Genomic DNA, 12,301 nt, shown 5'->3' with positions numbered 1-12,301 from the left:
CTATGAAATTTATCATTGAACGTGAACAGCTTCTTAAGCCGCTACAACAAGTAAGTGGCCCTTTAGGTGGTCGTCCAACATTACCTATTTTAGGTAACCTATTGCTTAAGGTCACTGAAAATATCTTATCGCTAACGGGGACTGACCTTGAAATGGAGATGGTGGCAAGAGTTAATCTTAGCCAATCTCATGAAATTGGCGCCACAACTGTTCCTGCGCGTAAGTTTTTTGATATTTGGCGTGGGCTACCAGAAGGTGCTGAAATTAGTGTTGAGCTCGATGGTGATCGCCTATTAGTGCGTTCAGGTCGTAGTCGTTTCTCCTTATCAACATTACCTGCATCTGATTTTCCTAATTTAGATGATTGGCAAAGTGAGGTTGAATTTACTTTGCCTCAAGCAACATTAAAACGTCTGATTGAGGCCACTCAATTTTCAATGGCGCATCAAGATGTGCGTTATTACCTCAACGGCATGTTGTTTGAAACTGAAAATACAGAGTTACGCACAGTTGCAACAGATGGACACCGTTTAGCGGTATGTTCAATGGATATTGGGCAATCTTTACCAGGACATTCTGTTATTGTTCCTCGTAAAGGTGTTATTGAATTGATGCGTTTACTTGATGGTGGTGGTGAAAGCTCACTGCAATTGCAAATCGGTAGTAATAATATACGTGCTCATGTGGGGGATTTTATTTTCACCTCGAAGTTGGTTGATGGTCGTTTCCCTGACTATCGTCGTGTATTACCGAAAAATCCAACGAAAACAGTGACTGCGGGTTGTGATATTCTTAAACAGGCATTTTCTCGTGCTGCAATTTTATCCAATGAGAAATTCCGTGGTGTGCGTATAAACCTCACCAACGGTCAATTGAAAATTACAGCTAATAACCCTGAGCAAGAAGAAGCAGAAGAGATTGTTGATGTTCAATATCAAGGTGAAGAAATGGAAATTGGCTTTAATGTCAGTTATCTCCTTGATGTACTTAATACATTGAAATGTGAAGAAGTTAAACTTCTACTAACAGATGCTGTTTCAAGTGTTCAAGTAGAGAATGTAGCAAGTTCTGCGGCTGCTTATGTTGTAATGCCAATGCGTTTATAATAGTCACTAACATGATTTTATCCCGTTTATTGATCCGTCATTTTAGAAATATTGAACAGGCGGATCTGCCATTAGCGGATGGCTTTAATTTCCTTGTTGGACCTAACGGGAGTGGTAAAACAAGTATACTTGAAGCGATTTACACGTTAGGCCACGGACGCGCATTTCGTAGTTCTCAAGCTAATCGCGTGATCCAGCATGATGAAAATGAATTTATTCTTCATGGGCGCTTAAGTGGGCTAAATGAAGAGAGCCGTGGCTATGCGATTGGATTAAGTAAAGATCGCGAAGGCAATAGTACAGTGCGTATTGATGGCAGCGATGGTCATAAAATTGCAGAATTAGCAAAATTGTTACCTATGCAATTAATAACACCTGAAGGTTTTACACTTCTGAATGGTGGGCCTAAATATCGTCGCGCTTTTATTGATTGGGGTTGTTTCCATAATGAACCTCGATTTTTTGCTGCATGGTCAGATTTAAAACGTGTATTAAAACAACGTAATGCAGCACTGAGGCAAGCAACGTCTTATCGACAACTGATGCCTTGGGATAAAGAGCTTATCTTATTAACAGAACAGATAAGTGAATGGCGAGCTCAATATACCGAAGATATCGCTAAAGATATTGAAGAAACGTGCCGTCTGTTTTTACCTGAATTTTCGTTGAAAGTGAGCTTTCAACGGGGATGGGATAAAGAAACTGATTATGGTGAGTTGCTAGCACGTCAATTTGAACGTGATAAAATGTTAGCGTATACCTCACTTGGTGCTCATAAGGCGGATTTACGTATTAGAGCAAACGGCACGCCAGTAGAAGATATGTTGTCACGAGGCCAGCTCAAGTTGTTGATGTGTGCTTTGAGGCTGGCACAAGGTGAATATTTCACTCGTAAGAATGGGCAAAGATGCCTGTATCTGCTCGATGATTTTGCTTCCGAATTAGATGCGAGTCGGCGTCAGTTATTAGCCGAGCGTCTAAAGTCTACGCAAGCTCAAGTGTTTGTCAGTGCGATAACACAAGGGCAAGTGAAAGATATGCTAGATGTAAATAGCAGGCTATTTAGCGTAGAACGTGGCAAAATAGAGGTTAAACCATAGGAATAAAGCGAGAAACGTTGATGTCGAATACATATGACTCCTCAAGTATCAAAGTATTAAAAGGGCTGGATGCGGTGCGTAAGCGCCCGGGGATGTATATCGGGGATACAGATGATGGAACCGGTCTGCATCACATGGTCTTCGAGGTGGTCGACAACGCAATCGACGAAGCCCTCGCGGGTTTCTGTGATGAGATAATTGTCACTATCCATTCAGATAACTCCGTCTCTGTTCGAGATGATGGTCGTGGAATTCCAACCGGCATTCACCCAGAAGAGGGTGTCTCAGCAGCAGAGGTTATTATGACCGTTCTGCATGCGGGAGGTAAATTCGATGATAACTCCTATAAAGTCTCTGGTGGACTTCATGGTGTAGGGGTTTCTGTTGTTAATGCGTTGTCTGAAAAACTTGAACTGACAATCCATCGTGATGGAAATATCCATCAACAAATTTATCGTCATGGTGTGCCTGATGATCGCTTAAAAGTGATTGGCGATACTGAAAAATCAGGGACATTTGTACGCTTCTGGCCAAGTCTTGAAACCTTTAAAGGTGAGACTGAATTCCAGTATGAGATCCTAGCAAAACGTCTTCGTGAGTTGTCATTCTTAAACTCAGGCGTTTCTATCCGTTTAATTGATAAACGTGATAACCGAGAAGATCATTTCCACTATGAAGGCGGTATTAAAGCATTCGTTGAATACTTAAGCCGTAACAAAACGCCTATTCATCAAAACGTATTCTATTTCTCAACAGAAAAAGACAATATTGGTGTTGAAGTGGCAATGTTGTGGAATGACGGTTTCCAAGAGAACGTTTATTGCTTTACCAACAATATCCCACAACGTGATGGTGGTACTCACTTAGTTGGTTTCCGTACTGCAATGACACGTACGTTAAACAACTATATGGATAAAGAAGGTTTTAATAAGAAATCGAAAATCAGTGCAACGGGTGATGACGCTCGTGAAGGCTTGATTGCGGTTATCTCTGTTAAAGTCCCAGATCCTAAATTCTCATCACAAACAAAAGATAAACTGGTTTCTTCAGAAGTGAAAACAGCGGTAGAAACGCTGATGAATGAGAAGCTGGTGGAATATCTGTTAGAAAATCCAAATGACGCGAAAATCGTTGTTGGTAAAATCATTGATGCTGCTCGTGCGCGTGAAGCTGCACGTAAAGCGCGTGAAATGACACGTCGTAAAGGCGCATTAGATTTAGGTGGCTTACCAGGTAAATTAGCGGATTGTTCTGAACGTGATCCTGCTTTCTCTGAACTGTATTTAGTGGAAGGGGACTCTGCGGGTGGCTCTGCAAAACAAGGGCGTAACCGTAAAACACAGGCTATTCTTCCGTTAAAAGGTAAAATCCTAAACGTTGAGAAAGCGCGCTTTGATAAAATGTTGGCTTCTCAAGAAGTTGCAACGTTAATCACTGCATTAGGTTGTGGTATCGGTCGTGATGAATATAACCCAGATAAACTGCGTTATCACAGCATTATCATCATGACGGATGCGGACGTCGATGGTTCTCACATTCGTACTCTGTTACTGACCTTCTTCTATCGTCAAATGCCAGAAATTATCGAACGTGGTCATATCTTTATTGCTCAGCCGCCTCTTTACAAAGTGAAGAAAGGTAAACAAGAGCAATACATCAAAGATGATGACGCAATGGACGAGTATCTGATGTCGATCGCTCTTGATGGCGCAGCACTTTATGTGAGTGAACACGCACCCGCAATGCACGGTGAGCAACTTGAAAAATTGGTTGTTGATTACCATGCAGCGCACAAGATTATTCGTCGTATGGAGCGTATCTATCCACTTAGCATGTTAAGCAGCTTGGTGTATCACTCAACGCTGACAGAAGATGCGTTATCTGATAAAGCCAAAGTTGAAGAGTGGATGAGTGGCTTGGTTAACCGCTTAAACGAAGCCGAAGATCAAGGCAGCACTTATAGCTACACCATCGCTCAAAATGATGAAAATCGTCTGTTCGAACCTGTATTACGTATTCGTACTTATGGTGTGGATACAGACTACAAATTGGATTATGACTTTATCCACAGTAGCGAATATCAACGCATTACGCATTTAGGTGACATTATCGGTAACCTAATTGAAGAGGGTGCGTTTATTGAGCGTGGTGAGCGTCGTCAGCCAATTTCAAGCTTTGAAGAAGCACTTGAGTGGTTAACAAAAGAATCACGTCGTGGTCTTGCTGTACAGCGTTATAAAGGTCTTGGTGAAATGAACCCAGAGCAATTATGGGAAACCACCATGAATCCAGATACACGTCGTATGATGCAAGTCACCGTGAAAGATGCGATCGCAACTGATGAATTATTTACCACCTTAATGGGTGATGCAGTTGAACCTCGTCGTGCCTTTATCGAAGAGAATGCGCTGAAAGCGGCAAATATTGATATCTAGTTTTATTCTAAACTAGATAAAAAAAGCGGAGCTGTGAAAACGGCTCCGCTTTTTTGTTGGCTACAACAATCACACTATCCGCGTTGCCCAGCCAAACGGCACAGCATTTCTGTCACTAAATAGCTCTTTTCAAATGAGCTAACAGGTAAAAATTCAAAACGAGAGTGGAAATTCAGTGCACCAGTGAAATAGTTTGGTGTGAGTAATCCTCTTGCTGAAAGCGCAGAGCCATCTGTACCTCCTCGCATTGGGATCACATTAGGTTGAATATTTAATTGTTTTAATGCTTCAAAAATAAGTTCGATAGCAGTGCGATCTTCTCCAATCGAATCACTGATATTGCTATACACATCGACAATCTCATAGTTGATTTGTGCACGAGGATGGCGAGCTTGGATCAAAGCAACAGACTGTTTAATAAACTGTTTACGAGCTTCATAACTTTGTTTATCAAAGTCACGAATAGCCATTTTAATCACTGCATTATCAGGATTGGCTATTAAATCGGTGACATAGAAATAACCTTCTCGATGCTCGGTATGCTCTGGTGTATCAAAGCGGTCAAAACAGCCAATAAAATCATGAGCAACACGAATTGGGTTTAACAATACATTTTTCGCGGACATTGGGTGCGCAGTAACACCTTTTACAGACACTTTAATTGACGCGGCATTGAAGGTTTCATACACCACTTCACCTAATGCACAACAATCAATAGTGTAAGCAAAATCAACGTCAAAGCGAGATAAATCCATCAGTTTAGAACCGCGTAATCCAATTTCTTCATCGGGTACAAACGCGACATAGATATCGCCACAATCAAAATCAGCTTGTTGCAGTTTATCCATTAATTCCATCACAACGGTGATCGCCGCTTTATTATCAGCCCCTAATACACTTGTGCCATCACTGAAAATAATCTCTTCACCGATATAAGGCACAGCTTCAGGGTGTTCTTGAGCTTTAAACCAGATGTCTTTCTCTTGGTTCAAGCAGAGATCTATACCTTCATAACGCAGTGTTTGAGGGTGAATATTGGGTGATATTCCCACATCAACCGTATCAAGATGAGCAACAAAACCCACTTTAGGCGCATTGGGATTATTACCTGGTCTCATCGCATATAAAATGGCATGAGAGTTGATATAAATATCTTTTAATCCATAAGTTTCTAGCTCTTTAGCCAGTAACTTTGCTAGCTCAAGTTGCCCTTGTGTGCTGGGTACCACAGAAGCAGATGCATCACTTTGGCTTTCAACTGCCAGATAACGGAAGAAACGCTGTTCTAACTTTTGACCTAGGGTGTTCATTATAATGTTGTTCCTAATACTGTTATTTTATAAGAATGATTTATGCAGGTTGCCATGTATATCCACTGTCAAAACCAAGAGGGATATCTAATCCCCAAAAGATAAACAGTGTGGTGGTTAATACAATAAGCAAGCCAATAGTAAAGGGGATCATCATTGAGCATAGTGTACCGATACCTGCACCTTTATAGTATTTTTGGCAATACATCAAAATCAGTGGATAGAATGGGAACATTGGTGTGCTCACATTCATTGCAGAATCACTAACACGGAACGCGGCTTGCGTTAATTCAGGTGAAATTCCGACAGCCATTAACATTGGCACTAATACTGGTGCAATCACTGCCCATTTCGATGTTGCTGAGGTGATCATGATATTTAAGATTGCAGTCAGCAATATCACACCCAACACAGTCATACCTGAAGGCATATTAAGCGTGCGCAGTAATTCCGCACCTGATAATGCTAATAGTGTACCTAAATTTGAGTGCTGAAAAGAGTAAAGAAATTGAGCCGCAAAAAAGGCGAAAACGATAAATGGGATCAGTGATTTGGTGATATTTTCCATTGCTTTGACAATATCTTTTGTAGACGCAAAAGACTTTGTCATATAGCCATAAATTAAACCGGGTACAGAAAAGAAGATAAACAGTAAAGGCACCACAATTTGCATAATTGGGGCTTTAGGGCTGGTTAAACTGCCTTCTGGTGAACGTAATGGTGAGGTTTCTGGTAATAACAGTGCAAATAAACCAATTCCCATTAGCACCACTGCCCAACCCGCAAAACGGAATGCCCGTTTTTCTATTGGTGTGATTTCACCTAACTCTGCATCTTTAGTATCAATACTAGAAGAGAAAGGGCAGTTTTTATTTAACCAAGGCTCTACAATTTTTTCAGTGATATACCAACAAGTTAAAATAACGCCAAATGTTCCACCTACGCTAAAAAAGTAGTTACATAAAACGTTAACACTATATCCCGGAGCCATAATTTGTGCTGCTTCTTGAGTAAAGCTTTGCATTATTGGGTCAATAATTGACGGTGTATAACTTGCTGTAAATCCACCCGCCAAACCTGCAAATGAGGCTGCGATACCAGCTAAAGGATGACGACCACTGGCATAGAACATCATCGCAGAGACTGGCATAAGAATAACGTAAGCAGAGTCGGAAGCTAAGTGTGCAACAATACCAACAAAAACAACCGTTGGTGTCAGCATTTTAGGAGAAATAAACGAAAGCATTTTTTTTAGAGCCGTTTTAATAAAACCGCTGCTTTCTGCAATACCAATTCCTAATGTTGCAACAATCGTTATTCCAAGTGGAGGAAAGCTAATGAAATTTTTCACCGCACTTGTCACAAATAATATGATCTCTTCATATTGAAACATATTAATAACGGCGATTTTCTCTTTAGTCACTGGGTGGAAATAATCAAAATGTACAAATGAGAGGAAGAATGAAAATATCCAGCAGATCACTAAGGCGTAAACGAACAACATCGTAACATCAGGCATGATATTACCAATGCGTTCGACTCGGTTTAAAAAACCTTTTTTATTGGGTTGTGTTTGTGTTGTCATATTTATAATGCATCTTTTTATAAAAGTAATAAAAATCACCTTAAATAAATGACAATAAAAAGTAAATTTATTTTTAAATAATAAGTAGTTACCGAGGTTCATATAAAAGAAAGAGAAAAGGAATAATATATTAGAAATTATTATATTTAGATTTTTGTCGTCATTATTTTTCAGTTGTTAAAAAATGCTTTATTTATTTTTACACTCTATTTTGAATAAAAATAGGTAGATTATGCTGAATAATCATCCTGAATTCTTTAGAGTTGTTTTTGAAATTATTGTAGAAAACTTGTTTTATAAAGATCTATAAAATTAAAAATAAATAAAATAAGAAAAATTAAAAAATAGTTTTATGAGAAAAAGATGTGAGGAAAATAAGAAATGAAGCTAATAACTATTGAAAATAAGAATATCAACCATTTCTATTTTCTTAAAATGGCCGATATTCTAAAGAATGAATTTTAACGCAGAATATTCAACATACGACGTAAAGGCTCTGCGGCACCCCATAACAGCTGGTCACCCACTGTAAAGGCTGAAATAAATTCAGGGCCCATATTTAGTTTACGAATACGGCCTACTGGTGTGCTCAATGTACCTGTGACTGCTGCTGGTGTTAATTCACGCATAGTTAATTCACGATCATTAGGAATGACTTTTACCCAATCATTATGGCTTGCGAGTAACTGTTCAATCTCTGCAACAGGTAAGTCTTTTTTCAGTTTTAAGGTGAATGCTTGGCTATGGCAACGTAATGCACCAATACGAACACAAAGACCATCCACAGGAATGATATTAGAACCTGTATTTAAGATCTTGTTAGTTTCAGCTTGCCCTTTCCACTCTTCGCGGCTTTGACCGTTTTCTAGTTGTTTATCAATCCAAGGGATCAAACTACCTGCAAGAGGAACACCAAATTGTTCGGTAGGCATTGTACCGCTGCGCGTAAAGTTAGTGACTTTACGTTCAATATCTAAGATTGCAGAGGCTGGGTTTTCTAGCTCTTTAACCACTTGATTATGTAAAGAACCCATCTGTGACAGTAGCTCTCTCATATGACGAGCACCAGCCCCAGACGCCGCTTGATAAGTAGATACGCTTGCCCATTCCACTAGATTGTTAGCAAACAGACCACCTAATGACATTAGCATTAAACTGACGGTGCAGTTACCACCGACAAAGGCTTTAATGCCTTTATTTAAGCTGTCTTGAATATGTTGTCCATTAACAGGATCGAGAATAATCACTGCATCATCATTCATACGCAGTGCTGATGCGGCATCAATCCAGTAACCTTGCCAACCGGCTTGGCGTAGTTTGGGATAGATTTCATTGGTGTAGTCACCACCTTGGCAACTAATAATAATATCGAGTGATGCTAAGGTATCAATGTCATAAGCATCTTGCAGAGTACTACGGTGATTACCATAAGCAGGTGCTGCTTCACCTAATTGAGATGTGGTGAAGAAAACAGGGTTTATCCCATCAAAATCACGTTCTTCAACCATTCTTTGCATTAAAACGGAGCCGACCATACCACGCCAGCCCACAAAACCAACATTTTTCATTGTAATTACCCTGTCTTTGTCTGTAGGAATAGTGAGAGACCTCACACTAACCTGACAAAATATAGAGATAGGTGCAAGTGAATTTATTGATTATTTGCCAAAGAATTAGAAGCGTTTCTTATAGTCTGCATAGAGTTAACAAAAGGAAACCACAGAACGAACAAATATCAATAATTTGTTAAAAGCAAAATGGATGAGTCATTAAAGTGTAAGAATATTCTGTTATTTCTTATTTCGTTTTTTTAATAAATAAAAATATATTCTTGTTTAAGAAAATAGAGTAAAAATAGAAAAATGTAAAATAGTGTAATATATAAGAAAAACGTATTTACTTAGATATGGCTCCAAGCTTTATACTGAAAAACGTTATCCAAGAGATGACATAAATTCATAAATAAAAAATAACGATGAATATTCTTCATTTTATCTGATTTTTATTTTACCTTGATAAAAAGGTTTTAGGAGGCGCAAATGGATATATCTACATTCATTCCATTATCTACGTATTACTCATATTTAAAGCGGTTTGTGATTTCACCAACCACAATGGGTACTATCGCACCTTCATCTCGTTGGTTATGTTATGAAATGCTGGATAAACTCAACTGGCATCAAGATGTTCAAATTGCAGAATTAGGTGCGGGTACTGGCGTTATTACGCATCAAATTCTAAAAAGAATGTCTGCACATTCATCGTTGGATGTCTTTGAAATAGAACCGAGTTTCGCCACTGAACTGCGTAAAATTGATGATAAACGCTTAAGGATTTATACCACATCAGCAGAGAAATTAGATAGTCATTATAATATGATTATTTCAGGGCTTCCTTTTCTATCTATTAATCGAAAATTAGGATTAAAAATCTTAAAACGGGTTCATAGTGAGTTATTAAAAACACAAGGTTGCTTTGTTCTTTTTCAATATACAACGCGATATGAAAAGACATTATCTCGTTATTTTCATTTGGAAAAAAGACGTGTAATACGAAATGTTCCTCCTGCTTGGGTTTATTATTGCACACCAAAAATAAAATAGGGTGAATATAAAGCTTATTCGATTTTTATATTGTAAATAATCAATATTATTTATTCAGATAAAACTTGAGCAAGCCGCATAATACTGTTTTCAATTTCGGTAGGATTATGAGCCGCATATCCTAATAATACGCCTTGTTTAGGATAAGCTTGTATACAGTAACGTGATAAAGGCTGTATAGCTAAGCCAATTTCTTGCCCTTTTTTAACAATATATTCTTCTGTGTAGCCAGCTAGTAGCCAGCAGATAATATGGATCCCAGAGTCTGTCGGTTCAACACAGAAAACATGAGATAAATGTGTTTTTATGGCATTAGTTAATACTTGATAGCGTTCATAGCAGGCTTTTCGTATTCGCCGAACATGGCGTGCATAATGACCTTGAGAAATAAACAGCGCTAATGTTGCTTGCTCTAAAAAGCCTGAGTGAGAGTCGGTGTAGTATTTAGCGACTTTAAAAGCGTCAACTAAAGTTTGAGGCACGACTAAAAAGCCTAAACGAAATCCGGGATACATCATTTTTGAAAATGTACCGGCATAAATAACGCGCTGGTATTTATCTAAACCTTGTAGAGATTGAATGGGTTTAGAGTGATAGCGAAATTCGCTATTGCAGTCATCTTCAAAGATCCACACATCATGGGATGATGCCCACTCTAATAACGCAATACGGCGTGAAAGTGAGAGGGTATTACCTAAAGGGAATTGATGTGAAGGTGTTGTAAAAACAAGTTTTGCTTCAGGACACTGCTCTATTCCTTGAAAAATATCCATTCCATCAATATCTGAATTTATTGGGTGTGATTTTATACCATAAGATGTGAAGATCCCTCGTGCGCTGTCATAACCAGGATCATCTAACCAAACGGCATCGCCTTCTTTTAATAATACTCTGGTGGTGAGGTTAATCGCTTGCTGTGTTCCATTTACAATAATGATTTGTTCAGGTTGGCAATAAAGACCACGAGTTGATTGCATATATTGGCATATCATCTCTTTTAATGGGGTATAGCCTGTTGGCGAATTAAATGTTGCGAGTGCTTTTTTTGATTGCCGCCAAACACGCCCTAATAATCTTCCCCAAAGTTCATGTGGAAAAAGATCAACACATCCGACTCCGACGTGAAAAATAGGGTTACTGTTTATATTGGGTTGCGATTGTTGCCAAAAATCCTGTGCTTTTTGCATATTCGGATTTAGCATTTCTAACGGATTTTCTATTAACAAAGAAGAGGCTGGATTGGTTGTTTTAACCCACTTATCAGAAATAATGGCATCAGGGATTGTACTTGCGACAAAAGTACCTGCACCGCGTCGAGTAAATAAATAACCTTCATCAATTAAACGTTCAAATCCTGCAATAACAGAATTACGGGAAATCGACATCATTTCAGCTAAGGTACGGCTTGATGGTAAGCGACTACCAGAAGATAAACGCCCATCTAAAATAGCTTTTCTAATCGCGTGATAAATCTGAGAACCAATAGGTCCTTCCTCTAAAACAAGGTTAGGAAAATAAGTTGTTTTTTTCTGTTTCATAAAGTGGATCCTATAAAAACACAAAAAGTGTACCTTATTGAGAACCAAAATTAAACGTACCATGGCAACGATTAAAGGCAGGGTGATACCTTTTGTTTATACCGTTTATGAAAGTAGAAGGAAGCGAAGAGATGAGCACAACACCAATAACTGTTTCAATTCAGTTTGTTGAACAAGCGCATTATGCTCAATGGTTGCCACATTGGTTAAGTTATCAAGCATTTTATAAAGTTGAGTTATCAGAAGAAATTACATTAAAAACATGGGCACGTTTTTTTGATGAAAAAGAGCCTGTTTATTGTGCCGTAGCGATGGAAGGTGAAAAGGTATTGGGTTTTGTTCATTACCTTTTTCATCGTTCAACATGGGCTGAAAGTGATTTTTGTTATTTAGAAGATTTATTTGTTTCACCAGATATACGCGGCCGCCACGTAGGTAAGCAACTTATTGAATTTGTTAATCAACAAGCAAAACAGCGTGATTGTGCTCGTTTATATTGGCATACACAGGAAACCAACTTACGCGGTCAACGTTTATATAACTGGGTGGCAGAAAAACCAGGTGTGATTGAATACCGTATGGCGCTGTAAAAGAACGTTAGGTAGGGCAGATAGGGTATAAAAG

At 38.7% G+C, this 12,301-nt stretch carries 9 protein-coding genes; 5 read left to right on the top strand and 4 right to left on the bottom strand.

The features are described 5' to 3' along the window. Positions 1-2: 2 nt before the first annotated feature. Genes dnaN through gyrB form a run of 3 tightly spaced genes read left to right on the top strand, consistent with a single transcriptional unit; the run spans position 3 to position 4,641 of the window. The gene (gene dnaN, locus ACNARN_RS15365; RefSeq protein ID WP_416304645.1) at positions 3-1,106 is read left to right on the top strand and encodes a DNA polymerase III subunit beta; all 1,104 of its coding nucleotides are present in this window, start codon (positions 3-5) and stop codon (positions 1,104-1,106) included. 11 nt (positions 1,107-1,117) lie between these two features. Beyond that, positions 1,118-2,206 carry a DNA replication/repair protein RecF gene (gene recF, locus ACNARN_RS15360; protein ID WP_109373358.1) on the top strand — a complete coding sequence of 363 codons (1,089 nt, stop codon included), beginning with the start codon at positions 1,118-1,120 and terminating at the stop codon, positions 2,204-2,206. Between the two features lie 20 nt (positions 2,207-2,226). After that, positions 2,227-4,641 (top strand): DNA topoisomerase (ATP-hydrolyzing) subunit B, encoded by a 2,415-nt coding sequence (gene gyrB / locus ACNARN_RS15355; RefSeq protein ID WP_198620296.1) that lies wholly within the window; start codon positions 2,227-2,229, stop codon positions 4,639-4,641. Between the two features lie 74 nt (positions 4,642-4,715). Here gyrB and pepT read toward each other — a convergent pair whose 3' ends face one another. The 3 genes from pepT to asd all read right to left on the bottom strand — a co-directional run bounded on the left by pepT (position 4,716) and on the right by asd (position 9,104). Further along, positions 4,716-5,951, bottom strand: a complete 1,236-nt coding sequence (pepT, locus tag ACNARN_RS15350; protein WP_232797631.1) for a peptidase T — start codon at positions 5,949-5,951, stop codon at positions 4,716-4,718. 40 nt (positions 5,952-5,991) lie between these two features. Then, positions 5,992-7,536 carry an AbgT family transporter gene (locus ACNARN_RS15345; protein WP_198620297.1) on the bottom strand — a complete coding sequence of 515 codons (1,545 nt, stop codon included), beginning with the start codon at positions 7,534-7,536 and terminating at the stop codon, positions 5,992-5,994. Between the two features lie 461 nt (positions 7,537-7,997). Continuing rightward, on the bottom strand, positions 7,998-9,104 hold the full coding sequence (gene asd, locus ACNARN_RS15340; protein WP_100157779.1) for an aspartate-semialdehyde dehydrogenase: 1,107 nt from the start codon (positions 9,102-9,104) through the stop codon (positions 7,998-8,000). 471 nt (positions 9,105-9,575) lie between these two features. Here asd and ACNARN_RS15335 point away from each other — a divergent pair, with 471 nt between their 5' ends. Further along, the gene (locus tag ACNARN_RS15335) at positions 9,576-10,139 is read left to right on the top strand and encodes a class I SAM-dependent methyltransferase (protein WP_109373362.1); all 564 of its coding nucleotides are present in this window, start codon (positions 9,576-9,578) and stop codon (positions 10,137-10,139) included. A 50-nt stretch (positions 10,140-10,189) separates the two neighbouring features. Here the strand turns inward: ACNARN_RS15335 and ACNARN_RS15330 are convergent, their stop codons facing one another. Further along, the gene (locus tag ACNARN_RS15330) at positions 10,190-11,677 is read right to left on the bottom strand and encodes a PLP-dependent aminotransferase family protein (RefSeq protein ID WP_416304644.1); all 1,488 of its coding nucleotides are present in this window, start codon (positions 11,675-11,677) and stop codon (positions 10,190-10,192) included. Positions 11,678-11,808: 131 nt separating this feature from the next. On the opposite strand from ACNARN_RS15330, the gene ACNARN_RS15325 reads away from it, so the two are divergent. Further along, positions 11,809-12,267 (top strand): GNAT family N-acetyltransferase, encoded by a 459-nt coding sequence (locus tag ACNARN_RS15325; RefSeq protein ID WP_109373364.1) that lies wholly within the window; start codon positions 11,809-11,811, stop codon positions 12,265-12,267. The last annotated feature ends 34 nt before the right edge of the window (positions 12,268-12,301 follow it).

The sequence above is a fragment of the Proteus sp. TSJ240517 genome, assembly GCF_047921575.1.
GTDB lineage: Bacteria > Pseudomonadota > Gammaproteobacteria > Enterobacterales > Enterobacteriaceae > Proteus.
The sequence above is the reverse complement of the archived record's forward strand: the minus strand, read 5'-3'. Positions and strand labels throughout refer to the sequence as shown.